We start from the raw sequence: 25,052 nt of genomic DNA, 5'->3' as shown, positions 1-25,052 counted from the left end.
ATGGATCGCATAAAAGCGGAAGAACGTGTAAATGAACTGAACGAACTGCTCCGGAACTATGGCCATGCTTATTACGTATTGGATAAGCCGGCTGTACCGGATGCCATCTATGATCAATTGCTGAATGAATTGATCGACTTGGAAACACTGTATCCCGATTTGATTTTTCCGGATTCGCCGACACAGCGCGTCGGCGGAACGCCGATTTCCAATTTCGACAAAGTGACGCATGAGCGGCCGATGTTGAGTTTATCGAACGTCTTCGGCGAAGAGGATCTGCGTGAATTCGATAAACGGGTGCGCAGTGGAGCTGGAAACGGAATCGAATATGTCTGTGAACTGAAAATTGATGGACTTGCCGTGTCGCTGATGTATGAAGACGGTAAATTCGTCAAAGGCGCAACACGCGGAGACGGCCGTATCGGTGAAGACATAACCGTCAATCTGCGGACGATCCGTGCAATTCCTTTAAAATTAAAGCAGCCGGTGACGCTTGAAGTGCGCGGCGAAGTTTTCATGCCGAAAAAATCCTTCCATGCTTTGAATGAGCAGCGGGGAGAACGCGGTGAAGAGCTGTTTGCCAATCCGCGCAATGCGGCAGCAGGTTCACTGCGCCAGTTGGACCCGAAAATTGCAGCAAGCCGCAATCTCGACGTCTTCATCTACGGAATCGGAGGAGACGGAGAGACCTATGGTTTGACTGAACATGATGAATCGCTCAATTACCTGAGTGAGCTCGGATTCAAGACCAATCAGGAGCGCCAAGTGTGCTCAACTGTGGAAGAAGTTTTGGCTTATATCGAGAAATGGACAGAAAGCCGGACCAAGCTGTCTTATGAAATTGACGGCATCGTCATCAAAGTCAATCGTTTTCTTCATCAGCAGGACCTTGGATTTACAGCGAAAAGCCCGAAATGGGCCACTGCTTATAAATTTCCTGCAGAAGAAGTCATGACCATTGTCCGCGACATTGAATTGAGTGTCGGACGGACAGGTGTCGTTACGCCGACAGCCATACTGGATCCGGTAGCTGTTGCAGGAACGACTGTCCAACGGGCTTCATTGCACAACGAAGATCTAATTAAGGAAAAAGATATTCGCATCGGCGACAAAGTCATTATCCGAAAAGCGGGAGATATAATCCCAGAAGTGGTTTCGGCTATCGTTGAGCAGCGGACAGGAGAAGAACTTCCTTTTGAGATGCCCGAAAACTGTCCGGCCTGTGACAGCGAGCTTGTCCGTATTGAAGGAGAAGTAGCCCTTAGGTGCGTCAATCCGCAATGCCCTGCACAAATAACGGAAGGGCTGATTCATTTTGTATCCCGCAATGCCATGAATATTGACGGGCTGGGCGAAAAAGTGATTGAGCAATTATACCGGGAAAGCCTGATCCGGGATATTTCCGACATCTATAAACTGACCAAGGACCAATTGCTTGAGTTGGATCGCATGGGCGATAAGTCAGCTTCCAACCTGATTGCGGCGATCGATGCTTCCAGAAGCAACTCAATGGAGAAGCTGTTGTTCGGTTTGGGCATCCGCCATGTAGGCGAAAGAGGAGCCCGCATTTTATCCGAGCATTACGGAACCATGGGACAGCTGATGGCAGCGTCCAAGGAAGAACTGGTTGAAATCCATGAAATTGGCGAAAAGATGGCCGATTCCATTGTCGCGTATTTTGATAATGAAGAAGTTCGCGCATTGATGGAACGTTTGCGCGAGACAGGCGTCAACTTAACATACACCGGCACACGCATCCGCGTAGAGGCAGGCGCCAATGCTTTCGCAGGCAAGAAAATCGTTTTGACTGGCAAATTGGAACAAATGACGCGACAGGAAGCCAGCGCACAGATTGAAGCGCTCGGCGGCAAACTGTCAGGAAGCGTCAGCAAGAAAACCGATTTGCTGATTGCCGGTGAAGAGGCGGGCTCCAAGCTCGACAAAGCACTCGAGCTGAAGGTGGCCATTTGGGACGAAGAACGTCTCATTGAGGAATTGAATAAATAAGGGGATTTTAAGATGAAACGCATATGGTGGATTCCGATCAGCTTGCTGCTGTTAACGGGATGTGTTCCTTCCGGGACTGATGAGGAAGCGGAAGTGATAAATGAAAAAGAAGAAGTCGAGACGGCCATTATTCCAAGCATGCAGTTGGACGATCAGTTTTACCGTACACTTCTGCCATATAAGGAAAGCGCTACAAGAGGGAAAATCGTTAATCGGCTGAACTCCCGCTATGATATTGCCGAAACCGAAAACGGGTTGCTGCGTTTGTCGCAGAAGCAATTTTCTCCTGACGATTATTATTTTCAGGAAGGCCAAATGATCACTGATGAAGATGTGACTTCTTGGCTGCAGCGTACGAGCAAAGACAATCCGGCGGGGTTGAATCCTGCAGACGGCCGCTCAGGTGAGCAAAAGAAAGCAGGCGAACGTCCGCCTGCGGAAATCCTTGCCCATGTCATTGAACAGAATTATTTGGTGAAGACAAAAGAAGACACCATAAGGCTCGGCGGAATTTCGGTCGGGCTTGCATTGAACTCGGTTTACTACAGTTCGGAAAACGATATCGCCTATGAAGAGGAAATTCCACAAGAGCAGATTGAGAAAGAAGGCAAGCGCATGGCTGATGAAATCGTCAAGCGCCTGCGTGAAAAAGAAGGTTTGGGAGACGTTCCAATTGTAGTGGGTCTCTTTAAACAAAACTCGCGAAATACTATGGTGCCCGGAACCTACTTCTCATATGGTGCTGCCCCGGGAGGCGAACAAGCTATTGCCGGCTGGAACGCAGTAAACGAAAACAACGTGTTGTTTCCTACTTCCGGTTCGGATGAACGTTACCGTGATATCGATACGGCATTCCGCAACTTCAAGCAGGACGTTGAAATCTACTTTTCCAATTTCACCAGTGTCATCGGTACTGGTCATTATCAGGAAAACCAATTGAAAGAATTAAAGATTGAAATCCCAATCCAATTCTATGGCGCTGCCGAAGTGATCGGATTTACACAATATGTCACGGGACTGGTCGTGGATCATTTCCCTGAAAACGTACTGATCGAAGTCAGTGTAACCTCTACCAACGGACCAGAAGCGTTGGTCTTGCGAAAAGCAGGAGAAACCGAACCATTTGTTCACATTTACGAATAAATTGCATGAAAACGGGGATGGCCATGCGGCTGTCCCTATTCATTTTTTTAGAAAAATGTTATGATATAGCGTATGTTTACTGAATCCGGAGGTGTAGAAAAATGGCGAAAATGACTAAAGAAGAAGTAATCGAAGTCGCTCATTTGGCGAGATTGGCAATTACTGATGAAGAAGCGGAGCATTTTGCAGATCAATTGGAAGCAATTACGAATGCAATGGAGTTGCTGAATGAACTGGATACAGAAAACGTCGAGCCGACCACTCATGTCTTGCAGATGGTCAATGTATTGCGCGAAGACAAATCCATCCCTGGATTGGACCGCGAATTGATGTTGAAAAACGTAAAAGAACATGAAGGCGGACAAGTAAAAGTCCCAACAATCCTGGAATAACCGGAAGGAGGAACCATAGATGTCATTAGTGGATAAAACAGCTGCAGAATTGCAGGAAATGATACATACAAAAGAAACGACGATTGCTGAAATGACGCAACAGGCGTTTGACCGCATCGAAGCTCTTGAACCAAAAGTGGATGCATTTCTTGCATTGAACAAAGAACGCGCAACCGAACAGGCCGCAGAAATGGACAAAGTGCCTTTTGCTGAACGCGGGCCGTTATTTGGTTTGCCGATTGGAGTAAAAGACAATATTGTAACAGAAGGCTTGGAAACAACAGCTTCCAGCCGTATTCTAGAAGGTTTCAATCCAATCTATAACGCAACGGTTGTAGAAAAATTGAAAGAAGCTGGAATGGTGACTGTCGGGAAATTGAATATGGATGAATTCGCAATGGGTTCTTCCAATGAAAACTCGTATTACAAGAAAACGAAAAACCCATGGGATCTTGAAACAGTGCCAGGCGGTTCTTCAGGCGGTTCTGCTGCTGCAGTCGCTGCTGGAGAAGTACCATTCACTCTGGGATCAGATACCGGCGGATCGATCCGGCAGCCTGCTGCATTCTGTGGTGTAGTTGGCATGAAACCGACTTATGGCCGTGTTTCGCGCTTTGGCTTGATCGCTTACGCTTCTTCGTTGGATCAAATCGGTCCGATCACAAGAACCGTTAAAGATAATGCTTTATTGTTGAATGCCATTTCAGGGCATGATGACAAGGATTCAACTTCTGCCAATGTGGAAGTTCCGGATTTTGCTGCTGCCTTGACAGGCGACATTACGGGACTGCGCATTGGTGTTCCAAAAGAGTATTTTGGTGAAGGTGTCGGCGAAGCTGCAAAACAAGCTGCTCTTGACGCTTTGAAAGTGCTTGAAGAAAGAGGCGCCATCTGTGAAGAGATTTCACTTCCTCATTCGAAATACGCGTTGGCGACTTACTATCTATTGGCTTCTTCTGAAGCATCTTCCAATCTTTCCCGCTTTGACGGCATCCGTTATGGCTACCGCACGGAAAAAGCCGGAAGCCTGCTGGAGTTTTACATGAATACCCGTTCTGAAGGCTTTGGCGATGAAGTCAAGCGCCGCATTATGCTTGGCACTTATGCATTAAGCTCAGGCTATTACGATGCATATTACAAAAAAGCACAAAAAGTCCGTACGCTGATCAAAAAAGACTTTGATGATGCTTTTGAAAAATACGATGTCATCATCGGTCCGACAACGCCAACACCGGCGTTTAAAATCGGTGAAATCATCGACGATCCATTGACGATGTATGCCAATGATATTTTAACGATTCCAGTAAACTTGGCTGGCGTACCTGCCATTTCCGTTCCTTGTGGATTCGACAACGGCTTGCCGCTTGGCTTGCAGATCATCGGGAAATATTTCGACGAAGAAACCGTATATCGTGTGGCTGATGTTTTTGAGCAAGCGACCGATTTCCATAAAAAAACTCCTCAAACATGGGAGGGAGCAGCAAAATGAACTTTGAAACGATCATCGGACTTGAAGTCCATGTAGAACTTAAAACAGAATCCAAAATGTTCTCTCCTGCACCGGCTCATTTCGGCGCAGAGCCGAACACGAACACAAACGTGATTGACCTTGGTTATCCAGGCGTTCTGCCAGTCGTCAACAAAACGGCAGTGGATTGGGCAATGAAAGCTGCACTTGCATTAAACTGCCAAATTACCCGCCATACCAAATTCGACCGGAAAAACTATTTCTACCCGGATAACCCGAAGGCTTATCAGATTTCTCAATTCGATCAGCCAATCGGCGAACACGGCTGGATTGAAATCGAAGTAAAAGGCGAGAAGAAACGCATCGGCATCACGCGCCTTCACATGGAAGAAGATGCAGGGAAACTGACGCATACCGGCAATGGCCATTCCTTGGTCGACTTTAACCGCCAAGGGACACCGTTGATCGAAATCGTTTCGGAACCTGATATCCGCACAGCTGACGAAGCTTACGCTTACCTGGAAAAAATCAAAGCAATCATTCAGTACACAGGTGTTTCAGATGTACGCATGGAAGAAGGTTCGCTGCGTTGCGATGCGAACATTTCGCTTCGTCCGTTCGGCCAGGATGAATTCGGCACGAAGACCGAATTGAAGAACTTGAATTCATTCAACTTCGTCCGCAAAGGCATTGAGCACGAACAGATTCGCCAAGAGCAGGTTCTGCTATCAGGTGGGATCATCGAACAGGAAACACGCCGCTACGACGAATCAACAGGCAAAACCTTGTTGATGCGCATCAAAGAAGGATCTGATGATTACCGTTACTTCCCGGAACCGGATCTGGTCGACATTGTCATTGATGATGAATGGCTGGAGCGCGTCCGTGCTGAAATTCCGGAATTGCCGGATGCCCGCAAAGCCCGCTATGTTACGGAGCTTGGCATGTCTTCGTACGATGCTATGGTTCTGACATTGGCAAAACCAATTTCCGATTTCTTTGAAGCGACAGTAGCTGCCGGCGCTGATGCCAAACTGGCTTCGAACTGGCTGATGGGTGAAGTATCAGCTTACTTGAATGCTGAACAAAAAGAGCTGGAAGATACGGCTTTGACTCCTGAAGGTTTGGCTGGCATGATCAAATTGATTACGGATGGCACCATTTCATCTAAAATCGCCAAGAAAGTCTTTAAGGAATTGATTGAAAAAGGCGGCGACGCGAACGATATCGTCAAAGCGAAAGGGCTTGTCCAAATCTCAGATGAAAACACATTGCGTGAATTCGTCACAGCAGCACTCGACAACAACCCACAATCGATTGAAGACTTCAAAAACGGCAAAGACCGCGCGATCGGTTTCCTTGTCGGGCAGATCATGAAGCAGACGAAAGGGCAGGCAAATCCGCCATTGCTCAATAAAATCCTTCTTGCAGAAATTGCAAAACGATAAAAGATACCACTAGTAAAAGGGCGGTCCGTAAAGGGCCGCTCTTTTTTTATCGATTTACAGGTACAAAATATGAGTATTTAGACTGGCCATAGCTCTGGGGAACTTAGCATGGGGCCGAGTCGTCTTTAAAACGAGTGTCGTGCTAATTCTTCGAATAAAGCGCTGGAAAAGGCTATTTCTGCATCTGAGCCTTGAAGACTTTGCTGGAGAACAGTAAACTGAGGATAAAGCGAAATTACAGTCAATGGAATTTTCTTAATTCATTATGGATTTGGAAAAGATCCAAACGGGGTTATCGCCCGGCTGGCCACCAGTAAAGCAGACAAAGGAGAAGTGATTAGATGATGACCGAACAGGAATATTTTGCACAAGGCATTACGTTGGAAAGTTATATGGCTCAAATGGAGTCAAATCAACAAAAGTCTTACAGTATATACGAAAAGTTTGAATTGCCTGAGGATCCGGGATTCATGGCGTTGCTGAAAGAGAAAAAGCCTCATGTACTGGTCATTACAGAAGACTGGTGCGGGGATGCCATGATGAACAATGCCATCTTGCGGAAAATCGCGGATGCGGCTGACTTGGATGTCCATTGTGTATACCGTGACGAAAACTTGGAATTGATGGATCGTTATTTAACGAATGGAGGACGTTCCATTCCGAAATACATCCTCCTGTCGGAAGATGGCCAGGTATTGGGAGACTGGGGCCCGCGAGCATCTAAAGTGCAGGAATTCGTCGATGAGAAGAAATCGGTTCTGCCTGAAAAGGGAGATCCGCAATACGACCTTCACATGAAGACGGTCATTAGTGAAATTTCAGATGGCTTTGTTTACAACGAAGAGTTTTGGAATATTGTCTATGAAGATTTGCGCAAGGCATTTGAAACGGCCTTAAAATAAACAAGGGACGCTGTCCACAAAAAAGGACAGACATCCTGCAGGACAATGTTAACAAAGAGTCCACAAATTTTTCCTGTCTTATTTTTATAGGAAGTCCAGAAAGGCTGAATCTGATGAAACGTGCACGCATAATATACAATCCAACTTCCGGCCGTGAATTATTCCGTAAGCATTTGCCCGAGGTTCTGGAGAAAATGGAACAGGCCGGATACGAAACTTCCTGTCATGCAACGACTTGTGAAGGTGATGCGATACAAGCTGCTAAAGTTGCCGTAGAACGAAATTTTGATTTGGTGATCGCCGTCGGAGGAGATGGCACACTGAATGAAGTCATTTCAGGGATTGCTAAATTTGAGAAGCGGCCGAAAGTGGGCCTGATACCGATGGGGACGACGAATGATTTTGCGCGCGCTGTCCATATTCCACGTGATATCAACAAGGCCGTTGATATTATTCTCAAAGGGGATTCAATTCCAGTGGATATCGGCTTGATGAACGATGATCGGTATTTCATCAATATTGCAGGCGGCGGAAGAATCACCGAGTTGACTTATGAAGTGCCAAGCAAACTGAAAACGGTTCTTGGCCAAATGGCTTATTATTTGAAAGGCATCGAAATGTTGCCTTCCATCCGGTCTTCGCGCGTCAAAATTGAATACGATGGCCAGATTTTTGATGACAGTGCCATGATGTTCTTAATCGGTTTGACCAATTCGGTTGGTGGATTTGAGAAACTGGCACCAGATGCCAGCATCAATGACGGCAAATTCACGTTGCTGATTTTGAAAGAGCTCAATATGGCGGAGTTTATCCGTGTTGCCTCTTTGGCTTTGCGGGGAGAGCATTTGTCGGACCCTCATGTCATTTATGCGAAAGCCAGTAAAATTACAGTGACGACAGAAGAACGGGTGCTCTTGAATTTGGATGGGGAATACGGCGGCGTCTTGCCGGCGGTATTTGAAAACCTGGCAAGCCATATTGAAATGTATGTCCCGCTTGATTCATTAAAGGAACATGACCGCAAATAAAAAGCTGGAAAATGGAGTGTCTCTCCGTTTTCCAGCTTTTTATATTTATAAAGTCAAGTAATCCTTTGCTTACAGGAGTTCGATGGCTTTGTCCTGTTCTGCTGCAAGCTGCGGCAGGTTCTTAATTGGTTCCCAACGGAACAGCAAGGTCATGCCATTGTCACGGCCATGGCTTTTAATGGTGTGTTCAAATTGTTCGACCGGTTCACCTGTGTATTCAAATTGAAAGATGTTCCGTTCATACGCTTTGTCCTGATGCTCAGGATAGTAGGTATACTTATGGATTTTCCCGACGAATTCAAGAACATCGCTTGGCAATCCTGTTTCTTCTTTTACTTCTCTGTATAAGGCATCAATCAACAGTTCGCCTTCTTCGATTGTACCGCCCGGCACCTGCAATCCGACTTCCGGTTCTCCTTTGTACTCGAAAACCAGCAATTCGCGATTTTCTTCATCGCCTCTTGTGATATATGCAAATACTTTCCGTTTTGTTCTCATGCTGCATCACCCTTTTTTATTGTTCTCTTTAGAATACTAAAAATTGAGAAAAATTACAATTCTTTTTACTTTCTTTGTCACACCTTATTCAAAGTTTGGCTGGAAAACAAGGCTTGGGAGGCGTTTTGGAAATAGGGTTTGATGTACAATAGGAACTATAGAAACAGTGAATCAAATGCATAAAAAAGGAGACGAGTAGATTGGACTTTCAAGATCCGGCTTTTCTGAGTCGCATCCTAACGCTATTGACTCTATCGTTCCACATTCTTTACGCAACGATCGGCGTAGGTGTCCCTCTTATGATTATGATTGCCCAGTGGGTGGGCATTAAGAAAAAAGACGATCACTACATTTTGCTGGCACGCCGTTGGGCCAGAGGATTCGTCATTACTGTTGCAGTAGGTGTTGTGACAGGTACGGCAATCGGTCTGCAATTATCTCTATTATGGCCGAATTTTATGCAGCTGGCAGGGAACGTGATTGCCCTTCCGTTGTTCATGGAAGTATTCGCATTTTTCTTTGAAGCTATTTTCCTGGGGATTTATCTTTATACATGGGATCGCTTTGAAGACCAACGCAAACATTTTCTATTGCTTATTCCAGTTGCACTGGGTGCAGCAGCGTCATCTGTTTTCATTACGATCGTCAATGCCTTCATGAATCAGCCGCAAGGTTTTGAAGTGCTGAACGGTGAAATGGTCAATGTCAGCCCGCTGCTGGCTATGTTCAGCCCGGCAGTGCCGACCAAAGTGGCACACGTCATGGCGACTGCTTTCATGACCAGTGCATTTTTACTGGCTTCGATCGCGGCATTCCGGATGCTGCGCGGTTCGACACATATTTATCATAAGAAAGCCTTATTCCTCACCATGAAACTGGGGCTGGTGTTTGCCATTGCCACGGCATTGATTGGGGATTTCTCAGGCAAATATTTAGCAGAGTACCAGCCGGAAAAATTGGCGGCTGCTGAATGGCATTTTGAAACGGGAGAAGAAGCAGAATTGATTCTTTTCGGTGTGTTGGACGGGGAAGAAGCGAAGTACGCCATAAAAATCCCGTATGCCTTGAGCATTTTGGCACACAGCAATCCGTTTACAGAAGTAATTGGCCTCAATGAATTCCCGGAAGATGAAATACCGCCGCTGTGGATCCATTATCTATTTGATACGATGGTGATGATCGGCATGTGGTTGGCATTGTTCTCCTTTGTCTATGTGGTGGCCGCTTGGCGCGGCTGGACATTTATCCAGGCTAAATGGTTCCGCTGGTTGACTGTAGCCGGAGGACCTTTGGCGCTTATCGCCATTGAAGCAGGATGGTGGTTTACAGAGGTCGGACGACAGCCTTGGATACTCAGAGGCCATATGAAAGTCAGTGAAGGGGCAACCACGAGCGGCCAAGTGGACTTGATGATTATCCTGTTTGCTGGTTTGTACATCATCCTCGGGATCGGAACGGTTGTCGTCTTGTCCAGAATGTATAGACGCAATCCGGTTGAAAAAGAATTGGCGGCACGTGAAAATGCTAAAGGCGGTGAAGAACAATGACATTGGAAATTATCGGCATCTCCGTTCTCTGGCTGTTTTTGTTCCTGTACGTCATCGTCGCATCGATTGATTTCGGTGCCGGCTTCTTTAATGCCTATAGCTCATTTATCGGCAAACAGCATATATTGACAGGCATCATTCAACGTTACCTGTCACCTGTATGGGAAGTCACCAACGTATTCTTTGTGTTCTTCTTTGTCGGGATTATCGGATTTTTCCCGCAGACTGCGTTTTATTACGGCACAACGCTGCTGGTTCCGGCGAGCCTTGCATTGATATTGCTGGCAATCCGCGGTTCCTATTACGCATTCGCGACTTACGGGGCAAAAATCAACCATAGAGGATACATCTACATGTACGGTTTGTCCGGGCTATTGCTGCCGGCAGCTTTGTCGCCGGTATTGGCCATGTCCGAAGGCGGGTTCATCAAAATGGATAATGGCCAGCCTTACCTGGATTACTGGACCCTATTTACCAGCCCATTGATGTGGAGTATCGTAGTTTTGAGTTTAACGGCCGTACTTTACATTTCAGCTGTGTTCCTGACTTGGTATTCTTCCAAAGCCGGCGACTTGAAAGCCAACGAACTGATGCGCAAATATGCATTGATCTGGGCAGGTCCTGCCATCATTACAGCAACTGGAATCATCTACGAGCTGCGCGGCCATAATCCGGAGCATTTTGCACGCATCCTCGATTTATGGTGGGTATTCGCCGTATCGTTCCTGTTGTTTGCGGGAACAGTGTACTTGATTTGGAAGAAACGCCATTACGGTTGGGCTTTCATTTTATTGATGGGGCAATTCTTTACCGCGTTCTTTGCTTATGGGGCATCGCATTACCCATATCTGCTGTATCCGTATTTGACTATTTATGACAGCTTTACAAATGAATCGATGGCCATTGCGCTGATCATAGCGTTTATCGCTGGTTTATGCCTGTTGTTGCCATCGCTTTACTTATTGTTCCGCTTGTTCTTGTTCGATAAGGATTATGTCGAAGGCAAATCGGATTACCACGCATAAAGGAGGCATTATCCATGCAGGATTTCATGATATTTTATGCACCATTCCTGGTTTTGTTCGGATCCATCATTTTCGGATTCTGGTTCTCACTGAAGGATGGCCCCGCTACAAAAGATAAAAAATAGAGACGCGCGTAGGCCTTTGCCTGCCGCGTTTTTTCTGTTTAAATAGAGTTTTAGTTCTTGATTCCTGTCTGGACTTTAATGCCTAAATTCTAAGGTTATAAGCCACTTCAGCAGTGTGGCTGAAAAACACCGCTTCGCTAGAATGTCTTATGCCTGTCGAATTTAAGACGGGCACTTTTTCTTTTCTTGTTGTATGATAAGTAAATGTGAAATGGAGTGAACTTTTTGAAACCAGTAAATAAAAATGACCGGATAACGGTCCATGTAGAAGATTTGACGCATGACGGTGCAGGCGTAGCGAAAGTAGAAGGCTACCCGTTGTTCGTCCCAGGCGCGTTGCCGGGGGAAGACGTAGTTGTGCACGTTTTGAAGACGTTGAAATCCTATGGCTTTGCAAAGCTTATTGAAATAAAACAGTCATCGCCTTTTCGTGTTACAGCTCCTTGCCCGGTCTTCGACACGTGCGGAGGCTGCCAGATTCAGCATCTGTCCTATGAAGGGCAAATGACCTTCAAACAAAAATTGGTGCGCGATGCCATCACACGGATCGGCAAATTGCCGGACGTGCCGGTACATCCTGTAAAAGGGATGGAACATCCATGGCGCTACCGCAATAAGTCCCAGATTCCAATTGGCACACAAGATGGCAAAATAGTTGCTGGATTTTATCAGCCGCGTTCGCATGACATTGCCGACACGGATATCTGCCTGATCCAGACACCGGAAGCCGACGCTATAATGGTGTCACTCAAAAAGAGTTTGGCTGAAATGGGCATTGAGCCTTATGAGGAAGCAACGCACCGCGGCATGCTTCGCCATGTAGTGGTCCGAAAAGCGCGTGCTACTGGGGAAATCATGGTGGTTCTGGTAACCAAGAAAAAGAAATTCCCTCAAGCGGCACATGCCATTGAATTGATTCAGGCGACTGTTCCGGAAGTGACATCAATTGTCCAAAACATCAATAGCGAAAAAACCAATGTCATTTTTGGCGATGAAACCCTGACGCTTTGGGGCAAAGATGTAATAGAAGACCAAATCGGCGATGTGCGTTTTGAGATTTCTGCGCGTTCATTCTACCAGATCAATCCTGAACAAACAGAAGTTCTCTATGGCCAAGCTTTGGAATACGCTCAATTAACCGGAAAAGAAACGGTAATCGACGCATATTGCGGAATCGGGACCATTTCCTTGTTCCTTGCGCAACAGGCTGAATTCGTGATGGGGGTTGAAATTGTGCCCCAAGCGATAGAAGATGCCAAACGCAATGCGGAATTAAACGGTTTGTCTAACACTTTGTTTGAAGCCGGACCAGCCGAACAAGTCATTCCGCGCTGGTACAAAGAAGGCAAGAAAGCGGATGTTTTGGTTGTTGACCCTCCGCGCAAAGGCTGTGATGAGCAGCTGCTGCGGACGATCCTTAAGCAGCGCCCGACACGTGTGGTTTATGTATCCTGCAATCCGGCAACATTGGCACGTGATCTGCGCATATTGGAAGACGGCGGCTACCGCACAAAAGAAGTGCAGCCCGTCGATATGTTCCCTCAGTCCACTCATTGCGAAGCAGTGGCGTGGCTGGAGTTGGCAGAATAAATGGAGTGAGCCCGATCAGCTATTAAAGCTGATCGGGCTCTTTTCAACTTTTTGGTTAAAATAGGCTAATTTGATGTTAACAGGTTTTAACCGTATAGAGCGGAGGGTAAAGACAAGAGAATACATCAAGAAGGAGAGAACGATGAAAATGGTGCAGATACCCGAGTCAAAATTCACGGATAAACGTGAAACCATCATTCAGGGACTGGTCGAAAAGAACGTGTTCAAGATCAACGGACGCCAGCTGTATGAAACCTCACTCTATGAATTAATGAAAACCTATACAGAGACTGACCAAGCCGGCTGATTCCGGCTTTTTTCAATGCCTTATATAAATGGGAGGAAGAATCCATGCACAATAAAGAATTGGAAAGCTACCGCCAGGAACGGCTTGATGAAATGACAATCGAGGAAATGCAGGAGGCGATGGACAAAGGGAAGCTCACTTCCGAAGAACTTGTTCTCATGTATAAAGAAAATATTTCGTTACGAGACAAAAATACAGACGCTGTACTGGAGATGAATCCGGATGCTTTGCTGACTGCGCAAGCGCTTGACTTTGAGCGCCGGCAAACCGGTCCGCGTTCCGCTCTGCACGGCATTCCGGTCTTGGTGAAAGACAATATGGACACCTGTGATAAGATGCATACCAGTGCAGGGTCTTTAGCATTAAAGGATCATTATGCTCTAAAAGATGCCAAAGTGGTGGAAAAATTGCGCCAGGCGGGTGCCGTGATTCTCGGCAAAACCAATATGACGGAATGGGCGAATTTTATGTCCGATAAAATGACCAATGGCTATAGCTCGAGAGGCGGACAAGTGAAAAATCCATATGGTGAATTTGACGTGGGCGGTTCAAGTTCAGGGTCCGCCGCAGCTGTCGCTTCGAATTTGGCGGCGGGCGCAATCGGAACAGAAACGTCGGGATCGATCATTAATCCCGCTGCACAAAACAGTTTGGTCGGAATCAAGCCCACCGTCGGGTTGGTGAGCCGCAGCGGCGTCATCCCGTTGTCTCATACACAGGATGTTCCAGGTCCTTTAGGGCGGACTGTAGCAGATGCTGTAGCGCTTTTGGAAGTCATCATTGGCATCGATCCGGAAGACAAGATTACAGCATTTGCGGCTCAGTTTGAGGATTATGACTGGCGCAGCCATATGAGGAAAGACGGGCTTCAAGGTGTTGCATTGGGTGTAGCGAGAGGGCTGTTTAAAGAAATCAATGATGAACAGGCTGAGCTTTTTGAACAGGCGTTGGATGCGCTTCGTGAATGCGGTGCGGAAATCGTAGACGAAGTTGATCTGGGCGTCGAGCAGGAAGACCTTGGATTTGCGGTGTTGCTGCATGAATTCAAGGCGAACTTGAATGCGTATTTGGCGAAGTCCAATCCGGACCAACGAATTCGTTCCTTGGATGATGTCATCGCTTTCAATAATGAGCATGCAGAGAAAATGCTGAAGTTTGGACAGAATTTGCTGGAGCAGGCTAATGGGATGAGCGGCATGCTAACGGAAAGAGAATACGTCGAAGCATTGGAACGCAACCGCTTTTTGGCGGCAGAGCGTGGAATGAAGAATGTCCTGGAGAATATCGGTGTGGATGCGTTGGTATTGCCGCAGGATTTTGGCTGCAACATAGGTGCGGCTGCAGGCTTCCCATCAATTACAGTGCCTTTTGGCTTTAGTCCATCGGGTGAGCCTTTTGGTATTACGTTTGCTGGCCAAGCATTCAGCGAACCGACACTGATTGAATACGCATATGCATTTGAACAAGCCGTCAAAGGACGGCGAAAACCATAGAAAAAAGCAGCGTCCTTAACAGGCGCTGCTTTTTTATGCAATTTCATCTAAATGTTTCCACACCTGTTCAATCATAATCGACAATTCAGCTTCAGTCCGGTCATCATTAGCCAACGTGGTAAGGACACTTTCGATCAGTGCTTTTCTTGGAGTTTCCGCAGCCAGCTCAGTTGCCAAAAATTGCACGAGCTGTTGCGTGTTCTTCTGTTTTTTCAATTTCTCGGCGTATGTTGCCAACATTGGAGACAGTTCCTCTAATTCGATGTTGTCGGCAGATTTAGCAAGCGGCAATTTCAAGTTGCCGATAAATGTATCTTTAGCCGCTATTTGGAGTGCGATGGTCGCCTGCAGCCTCCGGATGACGAAAGAAGAAAGCTTGTCTGCCGGCAGTGCATCTTCGGATACAAGACGCCAGATATGAATCAGCTGCTGGACATAACCGTGTACAAATGCTGCATTTTCCAGTGCATAGGGAGCCGCTTCTTTGCCGAAAACATCGATGATACGTGAAGAAATCCATTCCATTTCCAAAGAGTACTGTTTAATAGAAAAGGATTTCAATTCCGGTTCTTGTGAATAGAAGATGCTTTCATAGAGAGAAAAGAGATTTTTTTCAAGGTTGAGTTTGATGCGGATGAACAATTGCTCCGCCAATACTTCCGGATCATTGGCTTGCTTGCCGACAGCAGCTGCCATTCGCCGCTGCCTGATTTCACTGCCAATCGAATCCATGATGGCCATAAGGCACTCTGCTTTGGATCCGAAGTAATTGTAAAAAGTCCCTTTCGATACATTCGCTTCATCCAATATGTCTTGGATAGAAGAAGAATTATAGCCTTTATTGATGAAAAGTTCATACGCTGCATTTAGGATTTGCTGTTTTTTAGGATTCATATACCTCACCTTTATACCGATAGTCTACTGTTATGATAACTTCAAAACACTTATATATCAATGTTTTTAACTTTATCGGATAAAATGCTTGAAAAAAATATACAGGCGGTATAGAATAATGCAATGGAGAAAGAGAAAAAAATAAAGAGCACCATTTACGGAGGAAACACAAAGATGAAAGAACAGAAAAAAACGCCTTATGGCATTATAGCCATTCTCTTTACGGGAGCGTTCGTAGCAATTTTTAACCAAACTTTATTGAATATAGCATTGCCTGAAATTATGCTTGATCTGGGGATCGATGCATCGACAGCGCAGTGGCTAGTTACGGGCTATATGCTGGTCAACGGAATTCTGATTCCAGCCAGTGCCTATTTGATCCAGCGGTATTCCAACCGCTCAATTTTCATCGTAGCGATGTCCTTGTTTGCACTCGGAACGCTATTGGCCGCAGTGGCTCCTGTATTCAGCGTATTGCTGGCAGGGCGCATGATTCAAGCTGCCGGATCTGCTTTAATGATGCCGTTATTGATGAACGTCATGCTTGCAGCATTTCCGGTTGAAAAACGTGGATCCGCAATGGGCGTATTCGGACTTGTTATGGTCGTTGCGCCTGCAATCGGGCCGACCCTTTCCGGATTTATTGTCGAACATTACTCATGGCGTGTGCTTTTCTGGATCGTCCTGCCAGTGGCATTGATTCCATTAACATTAGGGATCTTCAAATTAAAGAACCTGACATTCCAAGACAGAGAGATATCGCTTGATAAAGCGTCGTTGGCTCTTTCCAGTTTAGGGTTTGGCGGGGTATTGTACGGATTTAGTTCAGCGGGTACGATGGGCTGGACCGATCCGGTTGTTATGGTGACCATTGCTGTTGGTGTTATTTCACTCGTTATTTTCGGTTTCCGCCAATTGAAACTGGATAAGCCTCTATTGGAAATCCGGATTTATAAATACCCAATGTTCGCATTGTCATCAGCGATTTCAGTGGCCATTTCCATGTCCATGTTTTCAGCGATGATCCTGATGCCAATTTACATTCAGACCATCAAAGGCATTTCGCCGATCGATTCAGGCTTGCTGATGCTGCCAGGTGCACTGGTTATGGGCTTCATGTCTCCAGTCACCGGCCGGTTATTTGACCGATTCGGCGCAAAAGTGTTGGCCATTCCCGGCTTGGCGATTGTTGTGCTGACGACGTTCATGTTCAGCCAGTTGAGCCTGGATTCCAGCTACCTTAGCATCATGATGATTTACACGTTGCGCATGCTCGGTATTTCTATGGTCATGATGCCGGTCATGACAAATGGGTTGAATACGTTGCCGATGAAAGCTTATCCGCATGGAACGGCCATCAACAATACCTTGCAGCAAGTTGCGGGTGCGGTCGGTTCAGCTTTCCTTATTACCGTGATGAACACACGAACGGAGTCGACAGCGAAAGAGCTGGCGGCGGCCGGAACAGCTCCTGAAAGCATCATGAACTTGGCTATGCTGGATGGCATCAACTTCTCATTTTTCGTTTCCACTTTTATCGCGTTAGTGGCATTAGTGCTGTCTTTCTTCATTAAGAAGCCGGTACGTCCTGTCACTGAGACGGAAAAAGAGATCGTCTACCGACAAAAAGAAGTAACTGAATAATCAACTGAGCCAGTCCTTTTGCGGACTGGTTTTTCTTGCGTGAAAAAGGCGACAGAACACCAAATATGGTACACTAAAAGCATTGAAAAGAAGGTGGAATCGCAGATGACTTTTGTAAATGAATTAAGCCCGATGTGGCAAGAAAAATGGGAAAAAGCTGGATTTGAAACGGCTATGCCGATCCAGGAACAGATGATTCCGGAAATGTTGGCAGGCAATGATATCGTTGCTGAATCACCGACCGGATCGGGTAAAACATTGGCTTATGTATTGCCGATCCTGGAGCGCGTCAACCCTGAAAAACAGGCAATCCAGGCAATGATCGTCGCACCGTCGCAGGAATTGTCCATGCAGATCGTCAACGTATTGCGTGAGTGGACAGAAGGTACGGATGTCACCGTTACGCAATTGATTGGCGGGGCAAATATGCAGCGCCAATTGGAGAAGTTGAAGAAAAAACCGACGATTGTCGTAGGGACGCCTGGACGTTTGAATGAATTGGTGAAATCCAAAAAACTGAAAATGCATGAAATCCGGATATTGGTGCTGGATGAAGGAGATCAGTTGATGGCGCGCGAACACCGGGGCATCATGAAAGATCTGATTGAAAAAACTCAGCATGAACGCCAATTGGTGCTGGTATCTGCTACAATCACCGAAGAAATAGAATTGGTGGCGGAACGGTTGATGCAGCATCCTACACGTCTGCAGGTAACGGCTGAAGATTTGCCGATGCTTGGAAAAGTGATGCATTCATTCATCAAAGTGGATGAGCGTGACAAGACAGAAATGCTGCGCAGCCTGTCGCATATTCCCGGCATGAAAGGCTTGGCATTCGTCAATAACCTGGACCAATTGCTGATGAAGGAAAATAAACTGAAATTCCGCGATGCGAAAATCGTGACCTTGCATTCTGAAATGAAAAAAGATGAACGCAAAAAAGCCTTGGATGCTTTCCGCAAAGGTGAAGTTGCTGTATTGATTGCGACAGAAGTAGCAGCGCGCGGTTTGGATATCGATAAAGTGACGCATGTCATCCATGTCGATGTACCGCAAACAGTTGAGCAATACCTGCATCGTTCAGGCAGAACCGGAAGAGCGGGAGCAGATGGCGAAGTATTGACTTTGCTGGCTTATTCCGATGAACGCCATTACAAGAAATTCACGAAGGAATTGCCTTCCAAGCCTGTCCAAAAAGTGATTCATGGCGGGAAACTGATTGAAGGTTCCAGCAAAACCATTGCTGCAAAGGGGAATAAACGATGAATTTTCAAGAGAAGCTTGAGCAATATGCTGATTTGACGGTTTATGTAGGATTGAATGTCCAAAAAGGACAATTAATCGTAATCAATACGACGACTGACACGCTTGAATTCACACGCCTGGTTGTCAAGAAAGCATATGAGGCAGGGGCCAAGCGGGTCCAAGTCAATTATGAAGATCCTGTTTTGACACGGACGCATTTCGAATTGGCGCCAGATGAGGCATTTCAGGAATATCCGGAATGGTCTGTCGTTCAACGCGATGAAGTGATCAATACAGGCGGGGCCTTCCTGTGGATTGACGCTGAAGATCCGGATTTGCTGACAGGCATCCCGACTAAGCGCCTGGCTGATTCACAAAAATCTGCCGGCAAAGCATTGGAGCGTTATCGCCAAGCGGTCGGTACAGATAAAGTGGCTTGGTCGATCGTCGCTATTCCTTCACCGAAATGGGCACAAAAAGTCTTTCCGGATTTGCCGGCTGAAAAACAGATGGACGCCTTATGGCAAGCCATCTTCAAAACAGTGCGTATCGGCGAAGGTGATGCGGTCGAAGCTTGGAAAAACCATATCGCTTTGCTGGAACAGCGCGCTGCTCAATTAAACGATAAACGCTATGTGAAGTTGCAGTACACTGCACCTGGCACACAATTGACCATTGAACTTCCCGACAAACATATTTGGATGTCCGGCGCTTCAAAAACGCCTCAAGGCAATCCGTTTATCGCCAATATGCCGACAGAAGAAGTTTATACGGTGCCGTTAAAACATGGAGTCGACGGCAAAGTCCGTAATACGAAGCCATTGGTTTATCAAGGCAATGTCATTGATGGGTTTACGCTGACCTTTGAAAAAGGCAAAATTGTTGAAGCTAAAGCGGAGACGGGGCAGGAACTTCTCAATGAAATGATCACTGCAGATGAAGGAGCGGCTTATTTAGGGGAAGTGGCGTTGGTGCCGCATCATTCGCCAATTTCCGATTCCGATATTCTGTTCTACAATACCTTGTTTGATGAAAATGCTTCGAACCATTTGGCAATCGGCGACTCTTATCCGACTTGCTATGAAGGGGCACGCGATCTGGAACGTAATCAACTGGAAGCCATCGGTTTGAACACATCAATCGTCCATGAAGATTTCATGATTGGCAGCGATAACATGGATATTGATGGAATCACCGCCGATGGTTCAAAAGAGCCTATCTTCCGGAACGGAAATTGGGCATTCTAAGAGGTGAATGACATGAAAAAGTATTGGATCGCGGCAGTGGCTGGCCTTCTGCTTTTCAGCGGAACTGCTTCGGCACAAGCAGAACTCAAGATTCCGGCAGCTTACATCGCTATCGGTGATTCGCTGGCGGCAGGGCAAACACCTGAACGCGAGATAGATGCTGGGTACGCCGACATGATTGCACAGGAATTGTCACGCAATCAGCCTATGGCTTTCTACTCGAAAAATTTGGCGTTTCCGGGATTTACAACAGCTGACGTATTAGACAGCATCCAGTCGGATGAAGCGAAGAGCGTGTTGGCATCGGCCAACCTCATTACCGTTTCAGCTGGAGCGAATGATTTGCTGCGCCTGGTCCAAGACGATCCGGCACAGGGATCGCTGACTTTCCAGCAGATCCAGGCAGATTTTGCACTCAATGAAGCAAGAAAGAATATGGAGTTGATTTTGGCTGAGCTGACTGAGCTCTCTCCGAATGCGGATGTTTATGTGATGGGCTATTATTTCGCTTATCCGCATGTCCGTGACAGCCAAAAATCCGGAACAGCCAAACAACTGGACCGGCTGAATGAAATTCTGGAACGTTCCGCTGAAAAAGCAGGAGCGACATTTGTTTCCGTAGACCAATCATTCGGCGATGAGGCTGTAGAAAAAATTCCGAATGCAGCTGACGTCCATCCGAATGCGGCTGGCTATCAGGCAATGGCCAATGCGTTTTTTGATGAATATCAGGCAACGTGGACAGTTGAAGATTTTGAATTGCCGCCACCGAATCCATTGACATTCGAACAGATAATGGAAGCGGAGGAGCAGGATGGTGATGGAGGGCAGGAAGAAGAGGGCAGTGAGACTGAAGAGACAGCTCAGCGGCCATCCAATCATAGTCCGACCGGTTACCTGGCTTTGCGGGAAGCAATGCCTTTTATTTAGAACATCAAAAGCAACTTATAGCCTAAAAAAAGTTCCGGCATGAATTTCATGCCGGAACTTTTTGTTTTAGCGTTTTTTTCCACGCGTCGGAGTTTGCTGTGTAGAAGCCGGTTGCCCAGCTTTTCCTTGTTTTCTTTTATTTAATACTTTACGGATAATCGGATAAGCGATGGGGCCATATTTTATCGCGGATTTCACTAGTCGTCCAATTGCCATATAAATCTCTCCAATCATAGGGTTAGTAATTAGTATTTTCCCGAATCGGGCAGTGTGCAAACATTTTTACGCTGATTGCGCATGTGCCAGCAGAATGTCTTTGTATTCATGGACGCTGGAAATCAAGACATACTCGGCGTTGCCATGCCAGTCATCTCCACTTGGTCCAAATTCAATGGCACCTTCGCCGCCGGTGACGGCTGCATAATACCGTGTATCGGCTGCACCGTGCTGGCCGAATAATACGGCTTCTTTATCAGTCGTTTCGAGAATCGCTTTTTGCAGAGTCTGGATAAATGGGTTTTCTTTTGTTGTTGTCAGCGCAGGTGTTGAACCTGAAGCTTTATAATCCATGTCGATGTTCAAGGTTTCAGCTAATTCTGCTAATTGCCGAACGATTTCCTCTTTATCCTGTCCAGGCATAAAACGGATGTCATAAGACATCTCGCACGTTTCAGGCACCACGTTATAACGGTCTCCTGCTTTAATGATCGGCAGGTTCACCGATGGCTGCTCATAATACTCAGTAGATTCTTTCCGGAATGGCAGCTCTGTTGCAGCCATATGGAATTTCATAGCGGATTCGATGGCATTGATGCCTTCCCAAGGGCGGCTGCCGTGTGCGGGCTTGCCTTTGAAAACCATATCCATTCGTAAAATCCCTTTCGACTGCAATCCGACTTTTAAGCCTGTCGGTTCTCCGCAAATAACAAAATCACCATGGAAGCCTTGCTCGACCAACCACTTAGATGTATTGCGGCCACCGATCTCTTCGTCGGTGACAATATGTAATTGAACTTTTCGGTTCAAACCGCTAGGCTCCAGTTCAATAAAAGCTTGCATCATTGCTGCAACACCCGCTTTCATATCAGCTGCGCCGCGTCCGTAAATGCGGTCTTGTTCTTCGACTGGCACAAACTGTTCTTTATGGCCAGGAACTACATCGACATGGCCATTCCAAACAATGGTCTCATTGCCTTGTCCTTTCTCAGCAGTGAGCATCAAGTAGCCTTTATTGTCGTGGACAGTAACCATTTCTCCTTTTTGTTTCAGCCAGTCGGCACAAAAAAGGAGAGCTTCATTTGCTGCTTCTTTTGTATCACTTTGAATTTTAATCAATTCCTTCAATAATTCAATCATTCATTCGGCAACCCAGAATCCCGGCTGCCTCCACCACCTTTCGGATTTTTTCACTACCATCACTTTACCCTGTCAGAGCTACTTAAAACAGCCTTGCATTAGAAAGAGGCCTTGTGTACAATACAGGTGACTGAATAAATATTTGTATACACCACAAGGGGAGCTTTAGCTGAGAGTGAACAATCTGTTCTTACCCTTTGAACCTGTAAGTTAACACTTGCGCAGGGATGTGGATGGAAACCGGCTCTTACAACGGCGCCAGGCTCTGTCCTGGCGCCGTTTTTAATATGGTTTTATTCACGGCCCTTCTGGTGATGTGCACAACACATTAAGGAGGAAGTCATGAGAAATAAAAAAGTATTGTTGATGATGGAGATTGCCATTTTTGCAGCTCTTGGATTTGTATTGGATTTTGTTTCTTTCCGGATGCCGCAGGGAGGTTCGGTCAGTCTGGTGATGATCCCGATTATTTTAATCGCATTTAGGCGAGGTGTCGGCGCGGGTGTACTGACCGGGATTTTGGTGGGATTGCTCCAAATTGTTTCCGGATTTATTTCTGTCGCGCCTTTATCATTCGGATTTGTTGTCATGCAGGTTTTATTGGATTATCTTCTGGCATACGGAGTTGTAGGGCTGGCTGGTGTCATGCGCACCAAGTATCTGCAGCATGCGCATGCCAAGCAAACCGGCAAGATGTTGGCCGCTATTGTCGCAGGGGTGTTGATTGCATCGGTGTTGCGTTATTTGGTTCACGTCATCACAGGAATCCTGTTTTTCGGTATGTTTGCTGAAGGCAATGTGGTCATCTATTCAGCGATCTATAATGCTACCTACATGATACCTGTATTCTTGCTTGCCGCTTTTGTCTGTTCCGCACTTTTTGCCGCTGCACCCAGATTAGTGGATGCCGCTAATACGAATTAACACAAGCAAAGGGCTTTCCGGGAATTCATTCCGGAAAGCCCTTTGCTGTTTAGGAGTTCGAGCTTGCTTGCTAGTTTTTTCAAATCTGCCAAGAAGCCTCCAGTTTAATTTTGTGGTATAATTCTTGAATAGAAAAGCTTGAAAGAAGGGTCTTTGATGATAGCAACTACTGATAAAGAAATTGAAATGCTGAAAAAAGCCGGCCAAATGGTGGCTGAAATTCGCGAGGCGATGAAAGCAGCAACCAAAGCTGGAGTCACTACCAAGGAAATTGACGACTTGGGCGGTAAATTATTCGAGGAGCTGGGCGGAGTTTCCGGTCCGAAATCAGAATACGATTTCCCAGGATATACATGCATCAGCGTTAATGAAGAAGTGGCGCACGGCATTCCAGGCAATCGTGTTATCCAGGATGGTGACATCGTAAATATCGATGTTTCTGGTTCATATGAAGGATATTTCTCTGATACGGGAATTTCCTTTGTTGTAGGCGAAGGGCATCCGGATAAAGAAAAAATATGTGAAGCAGCCGCATCTGCGTTCGACCGTGCGATGACAAAAGTCAAAGCCGGCGCTAAACTCAACCAAATCGGCAAGGCAGTGGAACGTGAAGCAAAAGAACAAGGCTTGTTTGTCATTAAAAACCTGACTGGCCATGGCATCGGGAAATCACTGCATGAAGCTCCTCAGCACATTTTGAACTATTATGATGCATGGGAAACGACCATCCTGAAAGAAGGCATGGTACTTGCAGTAGAACCGTTTATCTCACAGAAAGCTGAACATATCGTGGAATCAGGAGACGGCTGGACATTCATCACACCGGATCAGTCATTGGTTGCGCAAATCGAGCATACGGTGCTTGTGACAAAAGGCGAACCGATTCTTTTGACTAAACTGGATAAATAGTATTTGCATTTATAGAAAAAGGGATTCGGATGATTATCCGGATTCCTTTTGCCGATTTCAAAGCAATAAAAAACTGTGGACAAACTCGTCAAACGGAGTCTGTCCACAGAATCATTGAACTGCCTCGGCAGTTCTTTTTTTAATTAATAGAATACCGGTTAAAATGACGCCGCTTAAGAACAAGGCAGCAGTTGTCACCAGCATTTCACCTGTACCGTGTTTAACGGCGATTCCAATAAACGCCCAGATAAAGACCAGCGCAAAGGGAATATCGAAATGATGGAAACGGATATGCAGTGCCAGCGCAGTTGCAACAGTCAACATGATGACGGTCCACAGCTGGTCACTGAGCCCCCAGCCGCCCCAATTGTGGTAGGTCAACACAAAGCTGATGTTGGCGATGGTTGCCACACTGATCCATCCCATGTTAACTGAAATCGGCAGCCGTTCGGTGAACTTTCTTTCCGAGTTGCTGTATTGCAGGTAAAGGGCGATCAATGCCACCAAATAGCCGAGCATCGCGGCGATGGACCAGATGAAAAATTCATAATGCCAAAGCAGCAGCCAGCTGATGTTAAAGACACAACTCAAAACAAAGAACAAGGCAATTTTAAATGAAGGGGTTTGTCCCTTTCTTAAATTCACCCAGAAAGCGATGATCCAAATCGCCAGCAATAGATAAATAATAGACCAAATTGAAAATACATAACCGGCTGGCGTAAACAGGACCAGAATCCGGTTTGAAATTTCGCCGGTTGTTTGGCCATTCAGCGGCAAAATGTTTGCTAGAGCATTCGTGACAATCACGGCGAGAAAAGCGATTGTCATAAGCAAAATACGAATCATGCGAAATCCCTCCTTCTTTTCAGTATACCTGTAGCCGTTTCAATCAACAATTAACCCTTTCCAAAAGATTCCCTAAAAATGGCG

General features: G+C 46.2%; 24 protein-coding genes and 1 riboswitch. Of the genes, 19 read left to right on the top strand and 5 right to left on the bottom strand.

Going from position 1 to position 25,052, the window contains the following annotated elements; translation table 11 throughout:
* The 7 genes from ligA to QMA04_RS16700 all read left to right on the top strand — a co-directional run bounded on the left by ligA (position 1) and on the right by QMA04_RS16700 (position 8,388).
* On the top strand, positions 1-2,007 hold the full coding sequence (gene ligA / locus QMA04_RS16730; RefSeq protein ID WP_290187132.1) for an NAD-dependent DNA ligase LigA: 2,007 nt from the start codon (positions 1-3) through the stop codon (positions 2,005-2,007).
* Positions 2,008-2,019: 12 nt separating this feature from the next.
* On the top strand, positions 2,020-3,150 hold the full coding sequence (locus QMA04_RS16725; RefSeq protein WP_191716817.1) for a CamS family sex pheromone protein: 1,131 nt from the start codon (positions 2,020-2,022) through the stop codon (positions 3,148-3,150).
* Positions 3,151-3,251: 101 nt separating this feature from the next.
* Positions 3,252-3,542 (top strand): Asp-tRNA(Asn)/Glu-tRNA(Gln) amidotransferase subunit GatC, encoded by a 291-nt coding sequence (gene gatC, locus QMA04_RS16720; protein WP_146559265.1) that lies wholly within the window; start codon positions 3,252-3,254, stop codon positions 3,540-3,542.
* A 19-nt stretch (positions 3,543-3,561) separates the two neighbouring features.
* Complete coding sequence (gene gatA, locus QMA04_RS16715; protein WP_191716816.1) at positions 3,562-5,031, top strand: Asp-tRNA(Asn)/Glu-tRNA(Gln) amidotransferase subunit GatA; 1,470 nt, start codon at positions 3,562-3,564, stop codon at positions 5,029-5,031.
* On the top strand, positions 5,028-6,458 hold the full coding sequence (gatB, locus tag QMA04_RS16710) for an Asp-tRNA(Asn)/Glu-tRNA(Gln) amidotransferase subunit GatB (RefSeq protein ID WP_191716815.1): 1,431 nt from the start codon (positions 5,028-5,030) through the stop codon (positions 6,456-6,458). The genes gatA and gatB overlap by 4 nt, the downstream gene beginning before the upstream one ends.
* 341 nt (positions 6,459-6,799) lie before the next feature.
* Complete coding sequence (locus tag QMA04_RS16705; protein ID WP_191716814.1) at positions 6,800-7,360, top strand: thioredoxin family protein; 561 nt, start codon at positions 6,800-6,802, stop codon at positions 7,358-7,360.
* A 113-nt stretch (positions 7,361-7,473) separates the two neighbouring features.
* Complete coding sequence (locus QMA04_RS16700) at positions 7,474-8,388, top strand: diacylglycerol kinase (protein ID WP_290187126.1); 915 nt, start codon at positions 7,474-7,476, stop codon at positions 8,386-8,388.
* Between the two features lie 69 nt (positions 8,389-8,457).
* On the opposite strand, the gene QMA04_RS16695 is transcribed toward QMA04_RS16700, so the two are convergent.
* Positions 8,458-8,886 (bottom strand): NUDIX hydrolase, encoded by a 429-nt coding sequence (locus QMA04_RS16695; protein WP_191716812.1) that lies wholly within the window; start codon positions 8,884-8,886, stop codon positions 8,458-8,460.
* A gap of 200 nt (positions 8,887-9,086) precedes the next feature.
* Here QMA04_RS16695 and QMA04_RS16690 point away from each other — a divergent pair, with 200 nt between their 5' ends.
* From QMA04_RS16690 to QMA04_RS16670, 6 genes are all read left to right on the top strand, one after another.
* Positions 9,087-10,433: a cytochrome ubiquinol oxidase subunit I gene (locus tag QMA04_RS16690; RefSeq protein ID WP_191716811.1), complete on the top strand. Its 1,347-nt coding sequence runs from the start codon at positions 9,087-9,089 to the stop codon at positions 10,431-10,433.
* Positions 10,430-11,458 carry a cytochrome d ubiquinol oxidase subunit II gene (locus QMA04_RS16685; RefSeq protein WP_290187123.1) on the top strand — a complete coding sequence of 343 codons (1,029 nt, stop codon included), beginning with the start codon at positions 10,430-10,432 and terminating at the stop codon, positions 11,456-11,458. The genes QMA04_RS16690 and QMA04_RS16685 overlap by 4 nt, the downstream gene beginning before the upstream one ends.
* A 14-nt stretch (positions 11,459-11,472) precedes the next feature.
* Positions 11,473-11,583, top strand: coding sequence for a cytochrome bd oxidase small subunit CydS family protein (gene cydS / locus QMA04_RS18245; protein WP_404825543.1), 111 nt, complete (start codon positions 11,473-11,475; stop codon positions 11,581-11,583).
* A gap of 225 nt (positions 11,584-11,808) precedes the next feature.
* A complete protein-coding gene (gene rlmD / locus QMA04_RS16680) occupies positions 11,809-13,173 on the top strand; it encodes a 23S rRNA (uracil(1939)-C(5))-methyltransferase RlmD (protein ID WP_290187121.1) in 1,365 nt (454 codons plus the stop codon).
* Between the two features lie 142 nt (positions 13,174-13,315).
* The gene (locus QMA04_RS16675; protein ID WP_191716808.1) at positions 13,316-13,480 is read left to right on the top strand and encodes a Fur-regulated basic protein FbpA; all 165 of its coding nucleotides are present in this window, start codon (positions 13,316-13,318) and stop codon (positions 13,478-13,480) included.
* Positions 13,481-13,524: 44 nt separating this feature from the next.
* A complete protein-coding gene (locus QMA04_RS16670) occupies positions 13,525-14,973 on the top strand; it encodes an amidase family protein (protein WP_191716807.1) in 1,449 nt (482 codons plus the stop codon).
* Between the two features lie 33 nt (positions 14,974-15,006).
* On the opposite strand, the gene QMA04_RS16665 is transcribed toward QMA04_RS16670, so the two are convergent.
* A complete protein-coding gene (locus QMA04_RS16665; RefSeq protein ID WP_191716806.1) occupies positions 15,007-15,867 on the bottom strand; it encodes a TetR/AcrR family transcriptional regulator in 861 nt (286 codons plus the stop codon).
* Positions 15,868-16,041: 174 nt separating this feature from the next.
* Here QMA04_RS16665 and QMA04_RS16660 point away from each other — a divergent pair, with 174 nt between their 5' ends.
* From QMA04_RS16660 to QMA04_RS16645, 4 genes are all read left to right on the top strand, one after another.
* The gene (locus QMA04_RS16660; RefSeq protein ID WP_191716805.1) at positions 16,042-17,511 is read left to right on the top strand and encodes an MDR family MFS transporter; all 1,470 of its coding nucleotides are present in this window, start codon (positions 16,042-16,044) and stop codon (positions 17,509-17,511) included.
* A 105-nt stretch (positions 17,512-17,616) separates the two neighbouring features.
* Positions 17,617-18,777 carry a DEAD/DEAH box helicase gene (locus QMA04_RS16655; protein WP_191716804.1) on the top strand — a complete coding sequence of 387 codons (1,161 nt, stop codon included), beginning with the start codon at positions 17,617-17,619 and terminating at the stop codon, positions 18,775-18,777.
* Positions 18,774-20,003 (top strand): aminopeptidase, encoded by a 1,230-nt coding sequence (locus tag QMA04_RS16650; RefSeq protein ID WP_290187117.1) that lies wholly within the window; start codon positions 18,774-18,776, stop codon positions 20,001-20,003. Before QMA04_RS16655 ends, QMA04_RS16650 begins: the two co-directional genes overlap by 4 nt.
* Before the next feature lie 12 nt (positions 20,004-20,015).
* Complete coding sequence (locus QMA04_RS16645; protein WP_191716802.1) at positions 20,016-20,933, top strand: SGNH/GDSL hydrolase family protein; 918 nt, start codon at positions 20,016-20,018, stop codon at positions 20,931-20,933.
* A 66-nt stretch (positions 20,934-20,999) separates the two neighbouring features.
* Here the strand turns inward: QMA04_RS16645 and QMA04_RS16640 are convergent, their stop codons facing one another.
* Positions 21,000-21,149, bottom strand: a complete 150-nt coding sequence (locus QMA04_RS16640; RefSeq protein ID WP_191716801.1) for a hypothetical protein — start codon at positions 21,147-21,149, stop codon at positions 21,000-21,002.
* Between the two features lie 66 nt (positions 21,150-21,215).
* On the bottom strand, positions 21,216-22,289 hold the full coding sequence (locus QMA04_RS16635; RefSeq protein ID WP_191716800.1) for a M20 family metallopeptidase: 1,074 nt from the start codon (positions 22,287-22,289) through the stop codon (positions 21,216-21,218).
* A 146-nt stretch (positions 22,290-22,435) separates the two neighbouring features.
* Positions 22,436-22,534, top strand: a riboswitch (TPP riboswitch).
* Positions 22,535-22,631: 97 nt separating this feature from the next.
* On the opposite strand from QMA04_RS16635, the gene thiT reads away from it, so the two are divergent.
* Positions 22,632-23,213, top strand: a complete 582-nt coding sequence (thiT, locus tag QMA04_RS16630; RefSeq protein ID WP_290187115.1) for an energy-coupled thiamine transporter ThiT — start codon at positions 22,632-22,634, stop codon at positions 23,211-23,213.
* Positions 23,214-23,369: 156 nt separating this feature from the next.
* Positions 23,370-24,122: a type I methionyl aminopeptidase gene (gene map / locus QMA04_RS16625; RefSeq protein ID WP_191716798.1), complete on the top strand. Its 753-nt coding sequence runs from the start codon at positions 23,370-23,372 to the stop codon at positions 24,120-24,122.
* Between the two features lie 111 nt (positions 24,123-24,233).
* Here map and QMA04_RS16620 read toward each other — a convergent pair whose 3' ends face one another.
* On the bottom strand, positions 24,234-24,968 hold the full coding sequence (locus QMA04_RS16620) for a tryptophan-rich sensory protein (RefSeq protein WP_290187113.1): 735 nt from the start codon (positions 24,966-24,968) through the stop codon (positions 24,234-24,236).
* Positions 24,969-25,052 lie beyond the last annotated feature (84 nt).

Source organism: Planococcus sp. APC 3900, from assembly GCF_030407735.1.
Taxonomy (GTDB): domain Bacteria; phylum Bacillota; class Bacilli; order Bacillales_A; family Planococcaceae; genus Planococcus; species Planococcus notacanthi.
The sequence above is the reverse complement of the archived record's forward strand: the minus strand, read 5'-3'. Positions and strand labels throughout refer to the sequence as shown.